At 33.2% G+C, this 23,801-nt stretch carries 28 protein-coding genes; 2 read left to right on the forward strand and 26 right to left on the reverse strand.

Annotated features, from left to right (window positions below; genetic code table 11):
• Positions 1–64: 64 nt before the first annotated feature.
• The 16 genes from ACFQ1K_RS02110 to ACFQ1K_RS02185 all read right to left on the reverse strand — a co-directional run bounded on the left by ACFQ1K_RS02110 (position 65) and on the right by ACFQ1K_RS02185 (position 14,021).
• Positions 65–622, reverse strand: a complete 558-nt coding sequence (locus ACFQ1K_RS02110) for a DUF1572 family protein (RefSeq protein ID WP_320555314.1) — start codon at positions 620–622, stop codon at positions 65–67.
• Positions 623–818: 196 nt separating this feature from the next.
• On the reverse strand, positions 819–1,991 hold the full coding sequence (locus tag ACFQ1K_RS02115; RefSeq protein WP_320555313.1) for a DUF1624 domain-containing protein: 1,173 nt from the start codon (positions 1,989–1,991) through the stop codon (positions 819–821).
• Positions 1,992–2,146: 155 nt separating this feature from the next.
• Positions 2,147–2,617 carry a hypothetical protein gene (locus tag ACFQ1K_RS02120; RefSeq protein ID WP_320555312.1) on the reverse strand — a complete coding sequence of 157 codons (471 nt, stop codon included), beginning with the start codon at positions 2,615–2,617 and terminating at the stop codon, positions 2,147–2,149.
• Between the two features lie 203 nt (positions 2,618–2,820).
• Complete coding sequence (locus tag ACFQ1K_RS02125; protein WP_320555311.1) at positions 2,821–3,615, reverse strand: cation transporter; 795 nt, start codon at positions 3,613–3,615, stop codon at positions 2,821–2,823.
• Positions 3,616–3,780: 165 nt separating this feature from the next.
• Positions 3,781–4,197: a VOC family protein gene (locus ACFQ1K_RS02130; RefSeq protein WP_320555310.1), complete on the reverse strand. Its 417-nt coding sequence runs from the start codon at positions 4,195–4,197 to the stop codon at positions 3,781–3,783.
• Between the two features lie 150 nt (positions 4,198–4,347).
• Positions 4,348–5,292 (reverse strand): alpha/beta fold hydrolase, encoded by a 945-nt coding sequence (locus ACFQ1K_RS02135; RefSeq protein WP_320555309.1) that lies wholly within the window; start codon positions 5,290–5,292, stop codon positions 4,348–4,350.
• Positions 5,293–5,470: 178 nt separating this feature from the next.
• On the reverse strand, positions 5,471–5,896 hold the full coding sequence (locus tag ACFQ1K_RS02140) for a hypothetical protein (protein ID WP_320555308.1): 426 nt from the start codon (positions 5,894–5,896) through the stop codon (positions 5,471–5,473).
• Between the two features lie 67 nt (positions 5,897–5,963).
• Positions 5,964–6,707 carry a DUF6090 family protein gene (locus ACFQ1K_RS02145; RefSeq protein ID WP_386133677.1) on the reverse strand — a complete coding sequence of 248 codons (744 nt, stop codon included), beginning with the start codon at positions 6,705–6,707 and terminating at the stop codon, positions 5,964–5,966.
• A 191-nt stretch (positions 6,708–6,898) separates the two neighbouring features.
• Entirely contained in the window at positions 6,899–7,606 is a 708-nt protein-coding gene (locus ACFQ1K_RS02150) for a hypothetical protein (protein ID WP_320556871.1), read from the reverse strand.
• 146 nt (positions 7,607–7,752) lie between these two features.
• Positions 7,753–8,727 (reverse strand): WD40 repeat domain-containing protein, encoded by a 975-nt coding sequence (locus tag ACFQ1K_RS02155; RefSeq protein ID WP_320556872.1) that lies wholly within the window; start codon positions 8,725–8,727, stop codon positions 7,753–7,755.
• A 54-nt stretch (positions 8,728–8,781) separates the two neighbouring features.
• A complete protein-coding gene (locus ACFQ1K_RS02160) occupies positions 8,782–9,528 on the reverse strand; it encodes a DUF6090 family protein (RefSeq protein WP_386133680.1) in 747 nt (248 codons plus the stop codon).
• Positions 9,529–9,622: 94 nt separating this feature from the next.
• Complete coding sequence (locus ACFQ1K_RS02165; RefSeq protein ID WP_386133683.1) at positions 9,623–10,375, reverse strand: hypothetical protein; 753 nt, start codon at positions 10,373–10,375, stop codon at positions 9,623–9,625.
• Positions 10,376–10,538: 163 nt separating this feature from the next.
• Complete coding sequence (locus tag ACFQ1K_RS02170) at positions 10,539–11,294, reverse strand: DUF6090 family protein (RefSeq protein ID WP_386133685.1); 756 nt, start codon at positions 11,292–11,294, stop codon at positions 10,539–10,541.
• Positions 11,295–11,405: 111 nt separating this feature from the next.
• Positions 11,406–12,173, reverse strand: coding sequence for a hypothetical protein (locus ACFQ1K_RS02175; RefSeq protein ID WP_320556295.1), 768 nt, complete (start codon positions 12,171–12,173; stop codon positions 11,406–11,408).
• Between the two features lie 221 nt (positions 12,174–12,394).
• Positions 12,395–13,039: a DUF2971 domain-containing protein gene (locus ACFQ1K_RS02180; protein WP_320556294.1), complete on the reverse strand. Its 645-nt coding sequence runs from the start codon at positions 13,037–13,039 to the stop codon at positions 12,395–12,397.
• Between the two features lie 211 nt (positions 13,040–13,250).
• The gene (locus ACFQ1K_RS02185; protein WP_320556293.1) at positions 13,251–14,021 is read right to left on the reverse strand and encodes a hypothetical protein; all 771 of its coding nucleotides are present in this window, start codon (positions 14,019–14,021) and stop codon (positions 13,251–13,253) included.
• Positions 14,022–14,313: 292 nt separating this feature from the next.
• Here ACFQ1K_RS02185 and ACFQ1K_RS02190 point away from each other — a divergent pair, with 292 nt between their 5' ends.
• Both ACFQ1K_RS02190 and ACFQ1K_RS02195 read left to right on the forward strand, forming a co-directional pair.
• Complete coding sequence (locus ACFQ1K_RS02190) at positions 14,314–14,766, forward strand: hypothetical protein (RefSeq protein WP_320556292.1); 453 nt, start codon at positions 14,314–14,316, stop codon at positions 14,764–14,766.
• Between the two features lie 108 nt (positions 14,767–14,874).
• Positions 14,875–15,708, forward strand: coding sequence for a universal stress protein (locus ACFQ1K_RS02195; protein ID WP_320556291.1), 834 nt, complete (start codon positions 14,875–14,877; stop codon positions 15,706–15,708).
• Positions 15,709–15,771: 63 nt separating this feature from the next.
• Here the strand turns inward: ACFQ1K_RS02195 and ACFQ1K_RS02200 are convergent, their stop codons facing one another.
• The 10 genes from ACFQ1K_RS02200 to ACFQ1K_RS02245 form a co-directional block, all read right to left on the reverse strand.
• Positions 15,772–16,431 carry a hypothetical protein gene (locus tag ACFQ1K_RS02200; RefSeq protein ID WP_320556289.1) on the reverse strand — a complete coding sequence of 220 codons (660 nt, stop codon included), beginning with the start codon at positions 16,429–16,431 and terminating at the stop codon, positions 15,772–15,774.
• A gap of 7 nt (positions 16,432–16,438) precedes the next feature.
• Positions 16,439–16,888 (reverse strand): hypothetical protein, encoded by a 450-nt coding sequence (locus ACFQ1K_RS02205; RefSeq protein WP_320556288.1) that lies wholly within the window; start codon positions 16,886–16,888, stop codon positions 16,439–16,441.
• Between the two features lie 67 nt (positions 16,889–16,955).
• The gene (locus tag ACFQ1K_RS02210) at positions 16,956–17,408 is read right to left on the reverse strand and encodes an Hsp20/alpha crystallin family protein (RefSeq protein ID WP_320556287.1); all 453 of its coding nucleotides are present in this window, start codon (positions 17,406–17,408) and stop codon (positions 16,956–16,958) included.
• Positions 17,409–17,513: 105 nt separating this feature from the next.
• The gene (locus ACFQ1K_RS02215; RefSeq protein ID WP_320556286.1) at positions 17,514–18,887 is read right to left on the reverse strand and encodes an MBL fold metallo-hydrolase; all 1,374 of its coding nucleotides are present in this window, start codon (positions 18,885–18,887) and stop codon (positions 17,514–17,516) included.
• A gap of 2 nt (positions 18,888–18,889) precedes the next feature.
• Positions 18,890–19,741, reverse strand: a complete 852-nt coding sequence (locus ACFQ1K_RS02220; RefSeq protein ID WP_320556285.1) for a restriction endonuclease — start codon at positions 19,739–19,741, stop codon at positions 18,890–18,892.
• Between the two features lie 76 nt (positions 19,742–19,817).
• Entirely contained in the window at positions 19,818–20,225 is a 408-nt protein-coding gene (locus ACFQ1K_RS02225; protein ID WP_320556284.1) for a hypothetical protein, read from the reverse strand.
• A 12-nt stretch (positions 20,226–20,237) separates the two neighbouring features.
• Positions 20,238–21,092 (reverse strand): universal stress protein, encoded by an 855-nt coding sequence (locus ACFQ1K_RS02230; protein ID WP_320556283.1) that lies wholly within the window; start codon positions 21,090–21,092, stop codon positions 20,238–20,240.
• A 42-nt stretch (positions 21,093–21,134) separates the two neighbouring features.
• The gene (locus tag ACFQ1K_RS02235) at positions 21,135–21,965 is read right to left on the reverse strand and encodes a universal stress protein (protein WP_320556282.1); all 831 of its coding nucleotides are present in this window, start codon (positions 21,963–21,965) and stop codon (positions 21,135–21,137) included.
• Positions 21,966–22,045: 80 nt separating this feature from the next.
• Positions 22,046–22,882 (reverse strand): universal stress protein, encoded by an 837-nt coding sequence (locus tag ACFQ1K_RS02240; RefSeq protein ID WP_320556281.1) that lies wholly within the window; start codon positions 22,880–22,882, stop codon positions 22,046–22,048.
• 18 nt (positions 22,883–22,900) lie between these two features.
• Positions 22,901–23,749 (reverse strand): universal stress protein, encoded by an 849-nt coding sequence (locus tag ACFQ1K_RS02245; RefSeq protein WP_320556280.1) that lies wholly within the window; start codon positions 23,747–23,749, stop codon positions 22,901–22,903.
• Positions 23,750–23,801 lie beyond the last annotated feature (52 nt).

Genomic DNA, 23,801 nt, shown 5'->3' on the forward strand with positions numbered 1-23,801 from the left:
ATTTTTGTTTTCTCATCAATTCTTATCTGGTGCCTATCTGTAGGCATTATGGTATAGCGTTTTTTTATTTTAAATCATCAGAGAAATGTCCTTTGTGTTTTCCTTTTGAGAATTTTTCTTTGTTAAATTTATGAGATTTTCCTTTAGAGATAGTCAAACTTTTCCATTCACTTCCTTTAATCATTTTGCCAATATAGACCAGCTGTCCAATGTGGTAGGCATAATGAGCTAATTGTCGGTTTATTGCTTCAATTATTGAGTGCTCTTGATTTCGGATATAAACTTTTGTTTCAAAATTATCTTTGGTGATTGAGTCTAACGCATTAAACAAACATTTCCATCCATCATTCCATTTATCGATGAGGTCGTTCTTTGTTTTTATGACTGATTCAAATTCCAAATCCCTATTTCTCCATTCCTTTTCACCGTCCGAAGTCAAAAAATTCGTCCAGCGTGATTTCATATTTCCCCAAAGATGGTTTACAATTATTGCTATAGAGTTTGATTCCTCATTAAATTGCCAAAAAAGTTCTTCTTCATTCAGTTGATTGAATGTTTTCTCTCCGACAGATTTATAATATTCAAACTGTTTTTTGACACTATCTAGGTATTTGGTTTTCATTTAGTGTTTGTTTTTCTCAAATTGGCTATAACATTCTTATATATAGCTATTCTCATAAAATCAGATATGAAATTTGGCCATAACCTAAAGATAGCAAATTGCAGTGACACGAGCCATTTTTAGTGGCGAACTGGCGAATCAATTCTGATTAGAGATTTTAGATCTAAGGTATTGTAGGCGTTTTTGTAATAAGTCCTTACAAATAGCTGAGCCATTTTTTATCCTTGTTGTTAAGCTTGTAGTTACCAAACTTTTTACAAAGTGGGTAGAGCATAAGTATAATAACAATCCATATGAGATAAACATATACCAAGTTTAACCCATACCCATCAAGATTAGGCGATTCGGTAACCCATCCTTTAATAATCATTTTGCGCCAACCAAAACCTGTGAACCAAGCTAAGAATAATGCTAGGATATGGATGACATACAAATGAAGGATGTAGTAGAAAAATGGCACCTTACCAAATACACTGATGAATTTTACGGTTTTCCCCTTTACATTTTCAGTATAGGCCAAAATTAATAGTATTGGTCCTAATGTCATAAGTAAATACGTTAGTGATGGTGGATATTTTGCCGGATTTAAAAACGAAAACACTGTTTGTAATACAGTATTATAACTATTCCAAGGATTGAGGTTGCCATAAGTATTGAATAGACGAATGATTATAAAGCCTACTATGGAAAATGAACCAATTAGTTTAAAGACTTTTTGTCGCTGCAATGCGTCTTTATTTGAGCTGTAGAATGAACCAAAGTAATACCCTAATGACATTACGCCAATCCAAGGAATTATAGGATAACCGATCACTAGAATTTTGCCATTCTCTAAAGTGTAAAAACCAAATTTATGAATTATTGACCAAAATATTCCTCCTTCAATAGGTACATAATCAAGGCCGTTGTGCCCAAATATCATTAACAGACTAAAAATCAGAATATATTTTAAATTTAAATGAATTAGTGCAGCTAGGAATATCATGCTTACCCCTAATGACCAGATAACCAATAAGCTTATGGTACTAAAATGAATATCGAAATACCAAGAAAAATTAACAACAACCAGTTCAATAAAAACCAACCAAATACCTCGTTTTAAGAGAAATGAAGACAATTCAAATTTTGATTTTTTTCTTCCAACCAAATAAGCAGATATGCCAGCTAAAAAACTAAAGGCTGGAGCACAATAATGCGTAATCCAGCGTGTAAAGTATAATGCGGTATTTGTTTTTTCGGGATCGGTAGGGTCAAAGAAAAAGGCATCATAATGAAAATAGTCCCTGACGTGATCTAGTGCCATAATAATCATAACTAGCCCTTTGAGCAGATCAAGTGATTGAATTCTGGTTGATTTAGTGCTGTTCATTTTATGATGTCATTTTTTCTAAGGGCTTAAAATACGTGTAGTTTTGAGGTTGTAAGCAAATTATTGATATCACGTTAAAGTTACTGTTTTTTAGCTAGCATGTTGCAAATGTTTTAAAATGGTGCTTTTTATATTAATTGAAATATTATATGAATCTAATCAGATACAACATTTAGAAGCTTTCTAAAAGCCTCCCATTTAACCTTATCTGCATGAATCTCAAATATTCTTGGATTTTTACCAATAGAAGTAATGGCGCCAAAACCAGCACCAACTCCTGCAAAAAGCAGGGTTCCAATACCAGTATAACCCTCAACAGGAGATTCCCCAGAACCGATACTTAAAAGAATTATTGTTCCTGCACCAATTGAAGAACCTACTAGGATATTATTACCAAACGATCTCTTAGTTTTAATACTACCGATGCTGTCTAAAGGAATGGTAATTAGTTTCTTTTTTCTTTTTAACTGCAAGTGGGATTCGTCAGTTGATACTAACTTGCCCTTAGCAATTTTTTTACCTTCTAAATTGTATACTCTCAAAAATGCATTTGACTTTACTTTTTTCTCTTGAGCATTTATAGAGAAGCACAGTGAAAGCGTCAAAATGAGGATTAAATGTTTCATAATAATGAATGTAATTCAAAATAGATTGTCCATTATTGAATTAGATTGGTGAGTTAAAGGCAAAAGTCTAAGTTAAGTATAGATGGAATGGGTTGGGTACTAAGTTAATAAATAAAACCTTGCAAAAGTCTTTAGGAATGAATTCCGATTAGGAATTTCAGCCGTAATGAACTATAGCCGTTGTTGTGGTTAGTGTTTTTTATTTATTTACTCAATTTTAATATTCTAAATGCTCCTTGAATTACCAACACAAAAACGATTGTTCCGATAATCAAATCAGGTTTATTGGAATTTAACCAATTTACCAAAACTCCTGCGATTATCACTCCCAAATTGATAATCACATCATTCGAGGTAAAAATCATACTTGCTTTCATATGAGCTTCTTCCTTGCTCTTTGACTTTTGCAAAATATAAAGGCAAATTCCGTTTGCAATAAGTGCAAAAATCGAAACGATAATCATTGTTGAGAAATCGGGAAGTTTCTCGTCTCCTAAAAACCTTCTTAAAACTTCTACAAATCCAATAATCGCGAGTGTTATTTGAAAATATCCAGCAAGTTTTGCAATCCGTTTTTTTCTTGTCAGAGTGCCGCCAACTGCAAACAAACTAATTCCGTAAACGAAACTGTCGGCAAGCATATCCAAACTATCGGCAACCAATCCCATTGATTTTGAGATTATTCCAGTTGTCATTTCGATTAGGAAAAATGCGAAATTTATTCCGAGTACTGTCCAGAGTATTTTTTTCTGGTCTGCGTTTTCTTTAAATTCAGTTTGGTCGGTTTGTTCGGTTGAGATTTTCTTTGCGCCTAAATTAAGTTCGAAAACTGACTTTTCGATTTGGTCGATTTGTCCGCTGTGAAAAACAGTCAATTTTCGGTTCGGAATGTCAAAGTGCAAATTCACGATACTCGAGATTTCATTCAATTTCATTCGGATTAGATTTTCTTCCGATGGACAATCCATTTTGGTAATCTCAAATATCGTTTTGTTCATTCACTTTCTCAGTTATTGGACATTAACCACAACGTGTTTGTGTATGATTTCGTTGTGAGTTTCAGCAACTAAATTAGCAAATACAAACCAAATAGAAAATCCGTTTGGATTTTGAGAAGTAGTCAAGAACAAGCAATTTCTAATACCCATTACTGTGTTTAGTTTTTATTTATAAAATTCTTCTTCGTGAACTTTTATTGTAGTTAATTCAACTGTATGCCCATCAAGGTCTTTGGTGTAAATTGAATTAAAGTAAATATGATCTTGGATATTAAATTCTAAATTTAGTTCGACATATCGAAGTTTTGCTTTTTCAAAATTTTCTTTTGTCACATTAAAAGCAAAATGGTCTATTTTCACATTTTTGGAACTCGGATCAAGTTTAGAGTCCGCTGGATCTGCTGGAAATAAGGCGATTCCTGATTTGCCAGAAAGTAAAAGGATTGGAAAGTCTCCCCATTCAGGTAGCTGATATCGTTCAAGTCCCAACACGTTTTCATACCATAAAGCAGAAGCTTCCATATCACTAACTCGAATTGCTACATGATCCAAAAATTCAATTTTAAACTTTTTATCTATCATATGTCAAACTAAACACTACGGTCTTGCTAGTAGTAGTTGTATGGGTTAGTACTTAATTTTGCAAGCATACCCCAAGCCTAAAAAAAAACCAAGCGAATTTTCAGAATAAGGCCAGTATAAGCAATTACTTTTAGCCATTTTTGTAGCTATTTATTCTTTTAAACTTACTAGAAACTCCTTTATATGACTTGTGACTAGTTCTGGGTTTCTTTCAAATTCATACCCTGTTACGGCTCTTACATCAAGATTTACAATTTTAAGAGAGGGAAACGAGTCTACCCAATTTTCAACATCCGCCGTGAGCAAAGGTTTTACAGTATTTTCAAAGTAATCTTTAACTTCTGATTTTATTTTCTCCTCAGACGATACTTTTTGGAAAAACTTCTTTGGTTCATCATATTCTATTCGCTCAGGTGCAGAGGCATACAATAGAATTATATTCATGTTTTCAATACCACGTTGGTTATCGGCATTTAAAAAACCAAGTGCTGGGACATTTGGAATTTCCGTTTCCTTGGTAATGTATTGAGGTTGATAAGATGTGATGGATTCTATACTCTCATCAGCATATTCTTCACCACCTTGAGCCCAAAACATCATTTTATAGGAGTTTAGAGGGTCTTTCTCTATTATTTCTTTAAAACTGAATCCTGGATTTCCCGCTAAATAGATTTGGCCAATATTCTTTTCGGGATGATTTTCGGCTAAATAAGTCATCATAAATCCTGCGTAGGAGTTCCCAATAAATACTGCTTTATCAATTTCTAAGAATGTCAAAAGGTTCAATAAATCATCAACATCAGTTTCCACTTGATTTGATTTAGAATCGGAAGAACTTTTCCCATAACCTCGTCTTGAATAGGTTATGATACGGTTTGAATCCTCAAAGTTTGAAATGAAGTTGTCATACTGACTACCATCACGGCTATCTCCATGAAGAAAAACAAGTGGTGTCTTATCTCCACCAGAGTCATAGTATTCTATTTTAACGTCTTCTAATTCTGCAATTGTTTTTTCTTGTCCATAGGATAAGGAAATAAGAAAACACAAAAGCAATGTGATGTTGGGTATTATATTATGGCGGTATTTTTTCATGTTCATATCAGTTTTAATTAGCTACAACGGTTTTGTATGTGATACGTTGCGGAAAAGCAGCTATGTTTTTACGCCGTAACCGAAAGATAGTGAATTGTAATGACACGAGCTATATAGTAGCGAACTGGCCGAAGGCAATTTAGCCGCAATGAGCTACACACGTTGTTGTGTTCTGTTTTTAATTTATTTTAACCCAATTTTGAGTATAGTCGGTTCCATCTTCATTAAAGTCTATTGTAAGAATATCTTGAGACTCATCTAATGAGAACGTAAACAAGAACTCGTCATCATCATTATCAATAAATAGGATTATCTGATTGTCAAAATCTACTTCAAATGTGCCAGAGTTAACCAATCCCTGTGAGTCATTATAAGTTAGCAGCCCTTTATTATCTCTGATATCATCATCAGGATCAAATTCCAAAAACTCGCAACACCTTGGAATCATATCAGAAATATTTCCATTGATAACTTCATCTTGAATTTCCCAACTACCCAAAATTCCTGTGGTTTCTAAGTTGTCAAATGGTGCTGGATCATCACTTTCACATTGAAAAGCCATTAAAAAAGGGGTGAACAAGAGTATTTGAAGATATTTTTTCATATCGAATTTTATCCGAAAATTACATTATAAATTTTTTTGTTAGATGTCTTTTTTGATTACTAAATCGTTATTTTTTCACTTCCAAGCAAGTATTTATTTCCTGAATCAATTGCTTAGCTTCTTTTTTTACCCTCTTAAAGTATTTCATCATACCTTTTCTGCGAACATAAGTTTGCTTTATATAATTTCTTCCTTCAATACTTTGAGCAAATGAAATCAGGTTCTCAAGTGATTCTTTTTCAATCGGTAACACGGGGAAGCCACTTAAGTCTTTTTCAGTTTTTTGACGAATTACCTGGTTTATTTCATGATACATGGCATTATATTTCTCCTCTTCATTAAAAGCATCGAGAAGGTACTTAGTATCAGTATAATATTTCGTGAGATTGTTTTGTAGATTTTCAAAACCTGTAAGATTTGGGTTTTCAGAATTCTGCAGTTTATTAAATGTTCTATCTGTCATTGGTAGCTGATGATAGGGACTAAAAAAAACGAGTTTTAAGCTATCTAAGTGGCTGGTGTCATACGAAATTTTATGAAGTGCCCATGCCCCAATAGTTATACGGCGTTCTAATTTACCCGTAACGTAATTACTTTCTACTGTATCTCGAGCGAGGTCTCTTTTAAACTCTTCTAATAGTGCCTTAGACTTATTGAATTCTTTTCTTCCTTCATTCCAATTATTGATCTGCAACGCAATCAGAATACCTATAACCACAAGTATGATTTCTCCGATTGCATATTTAAGATACTTTCCAGTTTTACCTTCTGAAAGTAAATTTTGTCTAATTTTTCTAAAGAATTTTATCATTGGCAGAGAATTTCTTTAAAGTTAGAATAATTATTTATTCTAGAGTCTACCATGATAAAACACAACGGTTTTGTTTAAGCATTGACGCTCGCAATTCCGAGTGGATTGCTTCACCAGTTCGCACTTGGTGTTCGTGTCGGACGTAGTCGAATCCGCCGTAATTGCGGTGACACATTGTTGCCAATAGTATTTTATTCGATATTAATTTCTACATAATTATATTCATTACGCTTATCATAGATTTTTAAGAGAAATGAATTTTTATCATTAGATTCAAAAACTTCCTGTATGGACCAATTTTTTGAATTAATACTGCCAACATATTTGAATTTTTGCTCTAAATCATTCGCGGTTTTTAACTCATAAATGTCAATAATTGAACGATATTCATAGTAGTCTTCAAAACTGTTATCGTAATAAGATGAGTAAAGAATCATATATCCTGGTAAAAAAACAGGAAAAGAGCCACCATCAAATTCAGAAGGAACAGAGAGAGTTGAGCCAGTATATGAATCGATTAGATATAATTCGCAAACATCCCTACATTTGGAGATAAGGTGAACTTCAGCATTTTCAGAATACCCTACATATCTGTAACAAGTTTCAGGATCTCTTTCTTTACATTCAAATTTAATAATTGATTTTCTGTCGCCTGTTTGCAACTCAAAGTCCTTTTCATAGTCAGCTGTTTGCAGGTCTTTTTTAAATGAATTTTCGTAAAAATATAATGAATCAATTATTTTAAAATCATATTTAAAACGACTATCAGTATTTGAATCAGTTGACGTGAACAGTTTTTTATCTACACTACTGAAATCAACTGTTTTAATCGAGTCGTTTTGACCATAAATGTTCAAAAAACAAAATAGATTGAATAATAGTACTGTGGTTTTTTTCATTTTGTTGGCAATGGTTAATATATGAAAAGTAGGTGATTTCAAATCACGAAACTTTCGGTTAATTACAAACTTTGACACGAGTCACAATCCTTGATTTTAAAATTGTTTCTCCTGTTTTTTAATACATTATTTTAGGTCTTTTTTTATCAGTACGTTAACTCTTGAATTTGATTTAGTTCTTTATCCCAAATTATAATTTTTCCTTTTTCATCAGTTGTCACAATTTTGCTATCTGATTTATTCCAATCAATACCCCAAAGAAGATTTTCCGATTTGGATTCTTTAAGTAGATCACCATTTTCAGTCCATAGCCTTAATGATTCACTAGCAGTTGCTAAAGTTTTTCCATCTCCGCTCCATTTTAGATTTCTATATTCAGCTTTACTCTTTTTAATGTTCTTTAAATTTTTACCATTTGCTGACCAAAACTGTAATAAAGGTGTATAATCATTTTCAAAATCGCCATAGTCGGCCGTTACAAAGAACCTGCCATTTGGATGCCACGCTACACAAAGCATAAGGACATCTTCTTTTCTTGGCTTAATGTCATAAATAGAATCGTTATCAAAATCGTAAATGGATATTCTCTCGCCAACAACTGTAACTATGTTTTTATCTGGGTGCCAATCTAATCCCATAAGCCCTTTTTGTTTTGTATCAATCCGTTTAATAATTCCTCCACTTTCGTTGTAGATGTTTAGAATGCCACTATAATCTCCAGTTGCAAGCAGTTCCCCATTATAGTTCCAGCCAATTGCCCTCGCACCAGATTCATCAAGACTGTCAAGGACGATTTGATCATTTGAATTAGGGTCTAATATCAATGATTTCGATTTCTCATTTTGCATTGAAATAGCCAATATATTTTTCATTGGATGCCATTTCGTTTTGGTTATTGTTCCTTTCAGAGGGATATTATATACCAGTTGATAGGATTCTGATGAAAACAGCCTTAATGTATCCTGAGTACCTCCAGCAGAAATTTGGTCGTTATTTGGATTCCAATTCGCTGTCCACAGCCACCAGTTCTCTCTTTCTTTTTCTGTAGCCTCTCGACTTTCTTTACACCCATAAACAAGTATAAGAAAAACAATTAGAATTATTGAATGGTTGGTTTTCATAGGTTATTCAAGATTACTTATGCCCATTGTCGTGATTTCGTTATTGCTTAATATTTACCGATTTTCTTTCAATTCTTTTTTTATCAATTTCATTACAGATTCATTTCTTTTTTGTTGTTTTTTCAAACTCTCATAATAATAATCCCAAAGGAGTTTTCGTAGTGTCAATAAGGCATCAAATTTTAATACAAATTCTTTTTTATCAATATTTTCCCATGAAATGACTCGTGCTAAATATTCATAATCTAATCCCTTATTTAAAATAAAGTGTTGACTAAACTCGTGTAAGCTTCTTCTGTATTGAGCATTCAATTCGTTTAAAATCGATTCATAATACCCAATTTTATTATAGAAGACAATAATTTCTTTCTTTATTGAATCTGATAATAATTCAAGTTTACCTGATGATTTAATACTTTGAAACGTAGTCGAATTATAATTTAAAGGTGCTACCCAATGAGGTTGAAACTCATTCTTACCCAAAAAAACTAAAGTGTCCAAAGTAGCACCTTTGTTTCTAGCCCTATCAATAATTAAGTTATGCCTGCTAAGTTCTTGTTCAGAATATTTAACATGATAAGCAAGATCAATACTGTCTTTTTTTAAATCAGACATTAAATCATACAAAATATTAGAAACTAATTTTTGATTCTTTTTTTCTTCATTCCAATTATTGATCTGCAACGCAATCAGAATTCCTATAACCACAAGTATGATTTCTCCGATTGCATATTTAAGATACTTTCCAGTTTTACCTTCTGAAAGTAAATTTTGTCTAATTTTTCTAAAGAATTTTATCATGTTTTTGGTTTGTGTTCTCCATAAGCAGCTTGCTTAGCCAGATGTTCTAGGTATATTTGATTTGGCAATATCAAATTGACTTTAAATAACTTTATCATTCCTTAATACTGGGATACGTTTCTTCTAGAGCAACTTTTAATAATTCCATTTTTTTAATTGTCGTATTAAAGTAATTTACAAACGGCATACTAGACCCAATTACGTTTTGAATTGCATTATCAAACTTTAAATCATTTAATAAATTCTGGTGATTAACTGCAAATCCTTTTGATTCTTTAGAAATGATATTGTTAAAGTTCCGAAAAGAATAATTTTCGAATAAGTATGGGCGTAAGGTATTTCTGTTCACCTCAACATTTGATTGATAATATGATTCTAAGGTTTCATATAAGCTTTTTAGAGCTAGCATTTCTCTTTTCAGTGAAGTAGATTTTTTAAACTCAAATGTTTCTGATGAGACGATATTATCAAATTTGTTTTTTATCAAATTCAGTTTATAATACCCTAATATGTAAAGCATTGTGCTGTCAAACTGTTTTTGCGTTAACGATTCTGATTTTGAAATGATTATTTTTGAAAGCGTTTGGGCTGTATTTGCACGTTTCTCCCAGTTTATTTTCTGTTTTTTCACATATGCCAAGTTCTCATTGAGTTCAAAATATATCTCAGTAGCAATATCAATTTCTTTTTGTTCTAATTTTAATTCTTCGTTCCAGTTATTAATTTGTAATGCAATCAAAATTCCAATAACTACCAATATAATCTCACCAATTGCATAAATTAGATACTTGCTGAAATTGTTTTCAGAGAGCAGCTTTTGCCTAATTTTTCTAAAGAATTTTATCATTGATTAATGGTTGGTTATAATGAAGCACAACGGTTTTGGCTATGGTTTCGTTACGGAATGTTACGCGAGTATCATTCCGCCGTAACCATAAATTTAGCAAAAAGGCTTGAAATTCCGATTAGGAATTCAACCGCAATGAATTATAGCCATTGTTGTGCTTTCGTTATTTTTTTAATTCCTGTTCAATCAGATTAATTATTTCGTTTGTATCTGTAATCAATACTTTAAGTTTATCAATTGGGTCTTTATTAATCCAAAAGTGAACTGCCGCATTGTTTATATATTCTTCTTTTTTGTCCCTCAAATGATTAGCTAAATCCGATTGGTTTTGTTCTCCAAATAAAAAGTCAGATACAGGCTCAAATCTCATTATACTATTATTATATGTAAAAGGCGCATCATTTGGAAGAGCCCATTCCGTTCCAATTCTTATCCATTCTGCAACTTGTTTGTGCTTTGCATAATGTTTGACTAATTCATCTCGCAATTCAGAATTCCGAATATCCTTTAAATTTCCTGTACTCGAAAGGTCATCAAAAGTTGAAGTAGATGAAGAAAATATAGGATATATGCTACCATAGCCAAAGAAATCGTTCGCAGCTGCAATAAGTCTTTCGTCATTACTGTCTTTGGAATTGAGAACTAAAGACAGGTTTTCTATGGTTTCAATTCCTTTTTCTAAATCAGATATATTATTTTTAAATGTATTGATATCGTCTCTGTTTTCAGAGAGTAATCTTTTTAGGTATAGATTCTCTTGCTTTGCAGATTTTCGATTTTCATTCGCATTGTTGATTTGTAAGGCAATCAAAATTCCAATAACTACCAATATAATCTCACCAATTGCATAAATTAGATACTTGCTGAAATTGTTTTCAGAGAGCAGCTTTTGCCTAATTTTTCTAAAGAATTTTATCATTGATTATTGGTTGGTTATAATGAAGCACAACGGTTTCGTGTATGAGCTGTTTTTAATGGTTTATATACTTTGTTGTGCTTTCGCTATACACTTACTAACCATTAGTTCTTTTTAAATACTTTCTTTATTTTGCTCGGAAGCTATAAGTTTTTTGAGCTTTTCAGCTTCTTTGATTATACCATTTAATTTGAAGGACATCAGCCCATGGTGACTCCTTGCTGCAGCTACGAATTGTCTAAATTGAATGAATTCAAGAGATCTTGGATTGGCAATCCAAGGATGATGTTTTATGGCCTCATTTGGGTCTTTTTTATAGAGATACTTAAAGTCGTTCCATTTATCATAGCATCTAAACCTAAGAGTATTTACATTTTGACTATATTCTAGATTGTAGTATGATTCTCTATCACAAAGTTGGTAATACTTTTGAATTTGTGTCACTAGACTATCTGAGCCTATTGAGTACAAACTACCAGTGTTCTTTAATTCTTGAAATACAGAGGTATTAAGGTTAAAGGTATTTATATAAAATATCAAATCACTTGTTATGTAATCTAAGTGATTTGTTGCCAGATTCTTATCAAGTAAATTAAAAATACTGTCAGTAAATTTTAATTTAATCTTAAAGCCTCCATTCAAATCAAAAGAATCAAGGCTAGCAGCTCGTTCGATATTTAAATCTAATTCTTTGGATAATTTTATTAGTAGCGTATTATTTCGATCAATAGATAATCTATTTGAGTTCCAATTATTTAAAGCAAGTGCAATTAAAATACCGATAACTACTAGAATTATTTCTCCAATAGCATAAGTCAGGTATTTTCCGAATTTGTTTTCAGAGAGCAGCTTTTGCCTAATTTTTCTAAAGAATTTTATCATTGATTATTGGTTGGTTATAATGAAGCACAACGGTTTTGTAAATGATACGTTGCGGAAATGGCAGCGCACATGTGCGGCTGGCTTTCCGGGGAAAAACGTGCGCTGTTTGCTCTTTTTTTCCGAGTTATGTTTTTTTAAATGTAAGAAAAATTCTTTGAGTTAGGTTGGATTAGCTATAAACTATACACGTTGTTGGCAGCAGTTTAATATTGAATTTATTATCACATTTTTATATTTTTTAGACTCCAAAACTTGGGTAGATCTTTATTGTCGCCATTAGTATCTTTTACCAACCCGTAATAATTTTCCGCAATATGCATTTTTGATATTTTTAAGTTTTCATTTTTACCTACAGAAATATCTCTAACAATTTTAATATCATCAAACAGTGTTCTACAACCAAATATAATTTCCTTTAATTCTCCTGGATAATCGTGCAGTTTATTTTTTAGTAAAAATACTTCTCGATATTCTTGTTCATAAGCCCAATCTATTGATTTTGTTGTCACAACAGGAATGATATCTTTGATATTAGATCCATTAAGTCCCACAAACGGGAATTTTTTACTGTAAGATACTTTATGTAAATCTGGAACTTTATCATCGGGAATATCAAAAACTAGACACATTCCTTTATGATTATCAGCATAATGTGCCCACAAAAGATTATTCGTGTAATCAGAACTATAACAAACGACACCAAACTGACTTATTTGTTCTTGAATAGCTTGTATTCTTAAAATATGTTCTTCTTCTAATCGTTCCAATTTACCATTTGATAAAGGAAGAAATTTTTCTATTAGACTAAATTCAAATGGATCATTAAATTCATAAGGATCAGCAATCCAATTTTTCTGGTTACTCAAGTTTTGCAGAGTTAGTTTGTTAATAGACTGATATCGATATAATTTCATGTAGTAAAAATTGCTGCCAACGGTCTCGTATAACCGTCAGTTACGGGTTAATTTGCGTTAATTTTCGTTTGAGCACAGACGCTCGCAATTCCGAGTGGATTCGACTGCGTCCGAATCCACCGTAATTGCGGTTATACATTGTTGTAAAACGTTTTTATTCTTTTCATTCCTTGACAAAATTTTCTCCTCCTCCAGTTAATGTTAAACTTGAATTGTTATATCCTCCACCAATTTTCATTACTTTATCAAGCCCATTGTCGAAATTTAGGATTACAGATTTATCAATAAATTCAAACTTTCCTTTAAAATTTTTTCCGTCTCCATTTTCAAAAAGAAATGTTCCATTCTCGTTAAAGCGTATTTTTCTCACAGCATAATGTGGTGTCCACCAATTTCCAATTAAATTTTTACTTGAGTAAGATTTTAAATCGTAATCTTTTTCGGTAGTTAAATCAGTCATTTTGGAATACATCTTTTGTTTTCCATTGTTAAGTAATTTTAGAAATAGTCCCATTGATTCAGCTGTTTCTCCCATCAAGTTATTTTCAATAATATAACTCCATTCTCCACTTCGGAAAACGTAGTGATAACCACCACCTGTTCCTTGTCGTTCTACTTTTCCGTCGTATAGTATTAGATTCGGTTTGTCAGATATCGTTTTGGGTTTATTCCAAGAAATGTATCTTAAATCTCCATTTTTAAGTTTGTCTATTTTTATAATAAACTTTTTATTCTCACAATGAATAATGTTGTTTTGAACCTCAGCATTAAGTTTTAGTATCTGTTCTTTAACTTCAAGCTCTTTAGTTTTTGATTCGAGTTGATTTTCTTTTTGAGTTAATTCTGTTTCTTTTTGGTTTAGGCTATTTTCTTTTTCTGAATTTTTACACGACAAAAAGCTAATTAAAATTACTAAACTTAAAATTTTTCTCATTATTGGTTGATTTGGTTAAATGTTTTACAACTTGTTTATATGCGTTATTGAAAGTTCTATAATATGCCCAATGGGAGGGATAACGATGCTTTTATGTGATTTTTTTCATCCATATTTTTCGCTTTCAAAATTTCAATTTTCAATATAGACACTTTTTACAACTTATCGAAAGGATTAATAAGCTCAATTAAGGTAGTGGCAAAAACATGGGTGTAAACTTGCACCTAATTGATATTGGTCATTTTATAAATCCTTCCTTCTTAATACCTTAAGCTTACTAAAACTAATTATCATGAAAGGTCTATATTATATCGTAGTTCTTGTATTAGGTTTTACAATGGCTACATCATGTTCTAGTAATGATGATAACAGCGATCCTGTTATTGAAACCACTTTTTTAGAAATGTACGAAGGAACCGTATGGCATATTGCCATTAACGAACTCAGTAGCGAGTATCTCAAGTTTCAGAATAACGAAACCTTCCCTTTTGAGCAATGGGGATTGATTTATGGTGCAGGTTGCTATGAACATATCTATTATAACGTTAATGACTTTAGCGCTGTGATTACTGAAAATTCCGAAGACTATTTAGAACTTACCCTTCCTAGTGGACATGTATGGATTTTTGCAGTTGAAGACGGCCTGTTGCACTGGGTAGACGTGAGTGAGGATGGTATTTATGATTATGTTTATGACAGTCAGAATGCCGCAGTAATAGACGATTTGGATATTTGTTGGGAATAGATGTATCCAACTATCACGTGATTGCATATGAGGTATTCTTTTAGTTTGAACTTATGGATACTGACTAAAATCATACGAAACTAAAATTAAGATTACTACATTTAATGTATGAAAAATATACTGTTGCTTACCGACTTTTCAGAGAACTCCATAAATGCGATACACTATGCTTTAAGGTTGTTTTCTGGCCGTAGCCATAACTTTTTTGTGTTACACGTTAAGGTTTCAAACACGTATCTAAGTGACGATTTAGTGGCTATGGGCAACAAGAGTATTTATGACTCATTGGTAAAGAGACCAAAAAGTAGATTGAAAAAATTGGTAGCAGGTTTTGAGAAGGCCTACAGTAAAGAGGACTTTCGTTTTGAAATGCTCATAGATCATGATGTATTTATAGATGCGGTTAAGCAAGTTATTGCATCCAAGGCTATAGATCTTATAGTTATGGGAACTAACGGTGTTACAGGTGCCAAAGAGGTCTTATTTGGTAGTAATACCATTAATGTAATTAGAAAGGTATATTGCCCAACTTTGGTCATTCCTGAGCGGTTTGAATATACAGCGCCTGATGAGGTACTTTTACCATTGGATCTTAAGGATTCACTGCATGGTGATGCATTTGCTAGTCTACTGGCTTTTATGAGACTATATTCTAAAAAGTTGCACCTGCTGCGTATACATCCTAACGGTGAATTTTCTACAGAAGAAGAACAAGACCGCAAACATATTGAGCAACATTTAAATGATATGACTCATGAGTATCATGTGGTAAGTAATACACCAATGGATCATGTGGTGAATGCCTATACCCAAACGCATGGTATTGATTTAATTGCGCTTTTGGTTCAGAAAGAAAGTCTGTTTGAAAGATTCTTTACGGGATCGTCAACAACGGAGATTAGCAAGAAACTTAAAGTGCCGTTATTGGTCTTTCATGTTTAAAAACAAAAACTGAATTTATAATCAAAAGTGTGCTTAAACGAGATGTGTACTTTTTAGGTAGAGTTAGATGATTTCCTTTTTAATACCTAATGCTATTGGGTTGATGAGCTGTTCCTTTTCTAAGGTTTCAAGAATGACATTAATGTAGTCTCTTACGGTTTTTTCAATGGATTGTGGATCTACAATTTCAATAGATCCTTTCCAGAGTAATTCTTGGTCTTTAGTTGGGCAAATACAAAATACCGAAGTCTCGGCGTGGTAAACCGTATATTCTTCATAATATTCTGGATTGTAAAAACTGTCCTGGTATCTTAAATAATCCTCTTTAAATTTTATAAACGTTTCATCGTACACATCAAAGTTTTTGGTGTACACTATTTTATCTTCAGAACCTACTACCTTTGAGAATATAATGGTGTCAAAGCCATTTTGTAAAAGCTGTTTTTCCAGGGTGTCTAATTCCGTTTGGGAAAGTTTTTCTGTAATAGTACGGTCTGGGAACACCTCAAAGCTGGTATAAGCATCTGTGCCTCGTTCAATAAACTTGGTCTTAAGTTCGTTCTCAAATTTTTGCTTGGCTTCCATATTAGATGTAAGACCAACTACTAAAATTTTAGAAGGAGCGTAAGACTCAACATTTGGACTTTTCCATTGTTGTGTTAATTGTACTGAGGCACAATTGCTTACTAGAATTGCTATAAGTAGAATCATCAGCTTTTTCATAACAGAGCTATTTCTTTTCTATAAGGTGATTTTCTTTACTCTCTTTCATTATCATTTTTATAAACTTAAAGAACTTGGCTTTTAAGGTTCTGTAACGTTTTCTTAACTCATCTACAAGTTCAGTAAGATTGCGATGTTCTTTTTTATAGGCTGTTTCTTCCTTGATCTGGTCTATGCCATCTACCATGATGGATAGTTGCTTTTCGTGAGATTTAACAGCTTTTAATAGGGTCTGTGTTTGCTCTACTATTTTGGTAAGCTTATCAATAAGTCGTTTGCTTTCATCAAAATGATTATGGTCTAAGATTTGCAGTGTGTACGTGCGAATTAAGTCTTCAAAAAACCATTGCTCTTCTTTGTAGAATTCTAATTCTGAAAGCCATTTTTTCGATTCAAAGTGCATCTCGTCTGCACTCAACCATTCTGTGTGTTTGGCATGGGTATGTATTGTTTTCATGATTAAGAATTTAAACAGGCAGAGTGTAAGGCTATTTAAACATACACTCTGCCATAATTAACTGATTTTAGATAACTTCAACCTTTTTAGGTTTTAGTGCTTTAGCTTCTTCTTTTTTTAGAAGATTAAGTTTAAGAATACCGTTTTTGTAGGTTGCTTTAACTTCCTGATCTGTATTAATAGTTTTAGGTAATGCTATAGATCGTTTAAATGAGTTATAGCTAAATTCTTTGCGGGTGAAATCTTCTTCTTTCTCTTCAGATTCGTGTTTTTTCTCACCACATACATTAAGAATATTATCTTCTATAGTGACCTCAAAATCTTTTTTATTGAAACCAGGAGCTGCAAACTCTATTTCAAAATCGTCATCGTGTTCCTTAACATTCATAGCTGGCATTAAGCTATCTTCTTCAAAAAAATCATTGTTAAAGAAATCGTCGCTGCTTAAAAAATTTTTTAAGCCTTCATTTGTCCAATTAGGAATCAAACGTCTTCTGTTGTTAAATTTAATTAGTGACATAGCTCTAAATTTTTAGTGTTAAACTTCGATTTTACTGTTTCTAATTTAATGAGCTAATGAGAATTCTGAAATGATATTAATCAGTTTGAATCAGGTTGTTAAAAATTAAACTATCAATTTCTCAACGTCTGTTAACTGAGGAATTTTCACGTGCCAACCATAAGTATTTTCAATTTTTGACCTAAAGGCATCTAGTGCGGTAGGTTCGCCATGGATGAGGTAGACAGTTTCCGGAATATTTTTGATGTTAGACATCCAGTTGAGTAAATCGTTTTGATCTGCATGCGCGGATAAACTTTCAATCGTTTTTATGGTGGCTTTAACCGGATAGTATTTTCCGAAGAACCGGATTTCATGTACGCCTTCCTTAAGTTGTCTTCCTCTTGTACCTTCGGCTTGGTAGCCTACTAAAAGTACTGTGGTTGATGGTTCGTCTATAAGTTGTTGTAAGTAGGTGAGTACGCGTCCACCGGTGACCATGCCACTGCCGGCAATAACTATTTTAGAGCGTTTGTCATCTATGGTTTCCCAGGTTTCTCTGTACGATTCTACTATGTTTACATGATTGCACATGGCCTGATAGTCTTCATTGCTCAATCTGTGCCATTTTGGGAAACGTTTAAAAACATCCAAAACATTATCGCCCATTGGGCTATCTATAAAAATAGGAATGTTGGGAATTCTACGGGTTTTATACAATTGCCAAAGAATATACATCAGTGTTTGTAGGCGTTCTACCGCAAAACTTGGAATGATAAGGTTCCCTTTTTTATGTAGCGTTTCTTTGATAATGCTTTCTAAAATGGATTCTACATCTTCCTCTGGATGTAACTTGTTGCCATAAGTACTTTCAATAAACAGGTAATCTGCCCATTCTGGTGTTTTTGGATTGTTGAGCAAGTAATCATCGGTTCTTCCAATATCTCCTGAAAACACAAAGCGTTTCCCATTAATATTTAGCTCAATAAATGTGGCACCAATGATATGTCCGTTATATTGAAAGCGATATGAGATGTTTTCGGTCAATACAATCCAATGATCCTCTGTTTCTGAATGAAATAGCTTAATCGTTTTTTCAGCGTCTTCAACGGTATAGAAAGGTAAAGCAGGCTGGTGCTTGGAGTACTTTTCTTTATTGGCTTTTTCTGCTTCTTCCTCGTGAATCTTAGCACTGTCTTTTAGGATGATTTCTGCTATGGCCAATGTTGGAGCTGTGCCAACAATTTTACCTCTAAACCCTTGCTTTACTAGTCTTGGTAAATACCCAACATGATCTAAATGTCCATGAGTAAGAAGGACAATATCTATCGATTTAACATCTACGGGTAGGTCTGCCCAGTTAAGTTCTCTTAAGGCTTTTAAACCTTGAAACATCCCACAGTCTACTAATATATTTTGCTCGGAGGTTTCTATTAAAAATTTAGAACCAGTAACGACACCTGAGGCACCCAAAAAATTAACCTTTACAAAATTGTCCATAGCTATTGATTTTTAGAGTTACAGAGTTCTGAGATTTCTTTTAGTATTTTTTCTTTTCTAGCATCGGAAATTCCCAAATGATCGAGATAAAATCTGTCATGTATGAGTTCTCTACATAAGACCACATTTCTACTCAACAAAAACTGCTTTTCTCTATTGCTCAGAAGTGTAGAAACCGTGATAGGGTAGAGACCGAATCGATCAATACGATCTTTTAGTGCATTGTTTTCTGGGTAGTCCCAACTCAATAAATAAAGACCACAACATTTACTGTATTGCAAGGCGTCTTCCGTAAATCTGGTATTAGTAACGACCCATGCTTTTGTGAGGCTTGTTTTGTTATTAGGATTAGTATTCCAATGAGCTTTGACATCTTGATATCTAGAGTGAATGTATAGCGGTACTTTTACATTGCAGTTGATACCTTGTTCACTATGAAACTTACATTCTACAATCGTGGTTTCATGATCTTTATGTGCTAAGACATCAATTTCATGGGTAACGCATTTACCTTGTAGAACTTCGCCAATTTTAATGTCATAGCCAGAATTTTTTAAAACTGCACCAACAAAGCGTTCAAAGGGGAAACCCGTTGGCCCCAGCTCATAAATGGCTTTTTTGAGTTTATACTTAGAAGCAAAATGACGTTTCTTTTTCTTAAGTAATGCAAAGGCTCTGTTGTAAATCGCTCGTGTAGAAATACCTTGGTACAATTCGTCTCTAACGGTATCTATAATTTGATCTATAGTTTCTTTATCGGCACCAGTTCGTTTTAAGGATGAGCGCAGTTTGTTAAGAGAAAATTTAACCTTGTCCCCAGATGATTTTGTAATAGTAATACCCTCGTCTTTCATTGCTGTTCATTTAAATAAGCTGCCAAAACATTTTTTGGTTCTGGCAGCTTTGCCGACTAACTAAACACTTTTGAAACTAATTGGACTTAAAATAATCACGAACCCAAGCCATAATCTGATTGTTGGTCATACTATCCGTTTTTACTACGTCCTTTACTTTAGAGTCTAGTGCATTATAATTTTCACTCAACTCTTTTTTAAATTTTTGATTTGTGTTTGCAGGTCCAAAAATGACCAGTGCATCGGTATCATTGATGTTTTCAGTAATAGTTTTAAAATATTGTTTTAATTGGTGTTTCTCACGTTCTAAAAATTTACTATCCTTAACAACATCTTGTGGGCCACTCTTAAATCGTTGGCCTGACCCACCTTTAGCACTAAAATGTTCTACTTCAGATTGTAAAGTTGAAAAGCTTTCTTTACCATTGTCTATAGTTACAACATGTGCTTTATCCTTGTCTATCCAAACTCCTGTGTACTTCATAATCTTAATTTTTTAATTTCTAAGGTCGTGCATAGCTAAAATGGGGACATTTAAGTGAAATGAAATTTCTTTCACTAATGGGCTGGTAAGTATGCTGCCAAAAAATTTATGTTTTTTGTTTATAAAGGCCACCATATCGCTTTCCCTACTTTCTACAAAGACATTGATGGCTGCTATCACAGAATGATGAGATAGGGTATGACGCTTAAAGTTTGTGTCTTCCAGTATCTCTTCAAGAAGCGCTTTGTTATCTTTTTGATTGTCGTCTAATTCATCCGCTTCCTTAACGTGTAGAACAATGATTGAGGCCTTGGATTTTTTTGCAATATCTTTTAGGTATACCAACTCTCTTTTTTTGAAGGGTACTTCAAATCCTGTCGGAAATACAATCTCTTTTGGTAATTGTATTTGGGCCTTAAGCGGAACCACAATAACGGGACAATGGCGTACTTTTTCCATGACATATATGGCTGTACTACCAAAAGCAGTGGCACTAGAATGTGTTTGGCCCTTGGTGCCCATAACAATCATGTCTATGTCTTTTTTATCCACGATGTCTTTAATGGCATCAATAGTGTTGTTAAAGGCAGAAATGGTTTTGAAATGATGTTTTGGATTGTTTTTCTTAGTGAGAACTAACTTGTCTAAAATTTTAGCCAGACCATCTTCTGAATGCCATTTTTTAGACTCATATATATCGTTTCCAGATTGTGGATTCATTAAACTTTCCACAATATTTTCAGTAGCCGAGAATACATTGAGAATGTAAAAATCGGTTGGCTCGTTTTTATAAAGCTCGGTAGCATAATCTATCGCATGCCAAGCATTATCCGAAAAATCTGTTGGTAATAATATCTTATGCCTCATGATTGTATGTTTTAATTTGGTATTTATTGCGTCAACTGCCTCTTATGCCGAAGACGGAATGACAAAGAATGGTATGGTGGCATGAAAGCCTATATTCTTTATCACCGATTCGTTTATAATACTTTCTAAAAAGCTATGCTCATAGTTAATCATGACTAAAATGTCTATGCTGAGTTCTTCAATGAAATCAATGATGGCCTTTTCTTTCTTCGTATAGTCTGGCATCCAATGAAAACTATGCGGACACTCTTCTAAGTAAACCTTTAGCATGGCTAAGTTGTAGTCTTGTTGATGACTAAGGTTTTGCTCTTCGTTTATATGTAATATCCTAATCTTGGAATCGTAAAGCTTTGCAAGGTTTTTTAGTGGTAGTAATTCTTCACCATAAAACCGATTAAAATCTGTTGGGAATGCAATTTGTTTTGGGATTTCAAAATCACACTCGTTAGGTATTAAAAGAATTGGACACGCCTTAACGTGCTTTATGATATTAACGGCATTACTGCCCATAAAAACCTCTTTGGCACCTGTAGCACCTTTTGTGCCCATAACAACCAGATCTATATTGTACTTCTTTACAGCCAACTCAATGGCATCATCCATGGTATCGACACTCAGTAGGATGTCGAAATAATGGTTGGGGTTGTCGTTGGCGCTTTCGGCCATATCCTTTAGTTCCAATAACTCTTGCTTTGCATTTTCTGCCATTGTTCTCAACAATTTGTTTGAAAGGTTGGACATTGTAGAGACTTTTATTTTGTACGAGTGTAGAAAATAGAATGTACATTCTTCTTTATCATAAAGCTTTAGTGCATATACGGTTGCACACCAGGCATTATCTGAAAAGTCTGTTGGTAGGAGAATTTTTTTCATGGCAAATAGCTTTGATTCTTCAGCAAAAGTTACCACTAACTTTTACATTTTGAAATGATATCAATCAGTATTATTCTTATTTATGACGGGATAACCATAAAGGGCACATTAAGATGAAAACCTATGTGTTTTATGTTTGATTTGAAGAACAAGTTTTCAAAAAATGAATGCTTATTGTTAATCATCACCAAGAGGTTTATCCTTGTTTTTATCTGAAATTCCGCAATGGCATCAGGTATGTTCTGGTTTTTAATACTGTGGAATAAATGTGCGATTCCTTTAAATTTATCCTCTAAAATTTGCTTGTTTTCTTCTTGTCTTTTGGATAGGCCTTCACCATAATGCACATGCATGATATTGATGCGTATATTATAGAGTTCGGCAATATCTAACAACGGTTTTAGATGATGATCCTTAAATTCTAAATCATAATCTGAAGGAAATAATAGGTCGTGTGGTTTTTCGAACGTAAAACCACCAGGTATGGCAATTACAGGACATTTAGCATGATTAAGGACGTGCATAGTATTGGAGCCAAATAAAATTTCCTGTACACCAGAAGCGCCTTTTGTACCCATAATTATAAGATCCATCACATTGCCATCATACAATTGGTCGATTTCACCTGTTAACGTATTGAAGGCTGAAATCGTTGTGAATTGATGCATTGGGTTGGGAAACTCAGTTTCTATTTTTTTTACGAGATTTTGAAGTCGGGTTTTACTGGTTTCCTTAACCGCCTCCATCACTTGAAACTGAGGCTCGCTAGACTGCATATACTCTACCTGATAGAGGATGGGTGTGTAGGTGTTGAGCAAAATAAAATTGCACTTTTCATTTTTATATAGTTGTAATGCGTATTTGATAGCATTCCATGCGTTCTCCGAAAAATCTGTTGGTAACAATATCTTTTTCATGATGATAGATTTTAATGGTTAATAGCGTCTTATGTTTTGCAGTGCCAAAAATGGGATGTCTATACGTAGGGTTATGTCGTCTATTTTAGATTTAAAGAATATATTCTCAAAAAATGAATGTCTGGTGTTGACCATAACCAACATATCTACATCATTTTCATCTATATAATTGCATATGGCATCTGTGATATCTGAACTGTCTACGGTTATGAAATTGAGTTCATTTTTGCACAATTCGTCCTTAACAAAGCTTTGGTTTTGTTGTTGTCTCATGGATAGTCTTTCACTTTTCGAAACGTACAACATATCAATAATGGCACGATAAGGTGCAGCGAGTTCACATAATAATTTGAGTTCTCTTCTTTTGTAAGGTATGAGATAATTGGTAGGGAAGAGAATATGCCTTGGCTGAATACCTTTATAATGCTCAGGTATGGCTAACACCGGACACTGAACATACCTTAACACTTGTAAGGTATGACTGCCAAAAGTGAGTTTTTTATCATTTGTATTACCACGCGTTCCCATAACGATAACGTCTATATTTTCTTCATCTACAATTTTATCGGCTTCATCCACGAGCATATTATTGGCCGAAATAATAGAGTAGCTATGTCTTGGGTTTGGAGATACCGTTTTAATTTCCTTTAAGACATTTTCTAAGTTTGAAATTGAATTATCTGCGACTTCTTGAGTCACTTTTACCAAGGTTTCTTGCTTGATGCGTTCTTCATCTTCAAATATCTCATCTTGGTATGCGTGCATTATAAAAAAGCGACTTTTGTCGTATTTAAACAACTCAGTAGCATATTTTAAAGCATTCATGGCGTTGGCAGAAAAGTCTGTTGGAATTAAAATATTTCTCATGGTAAATACATTTATAACTTATTAAAGCTATGATATTTACCGTCGTTTAACA

Origin of the sequence: Winogradskyella aquimaris, assembly GCF_042676105.1 — a bacterium.
Lineage (GTDB): Bacteria > Bacteroidota > Bacteroidia > Flavobacteriales > Flavobacteriaceae > Winogradskyella > Winogradskyella aquimaris.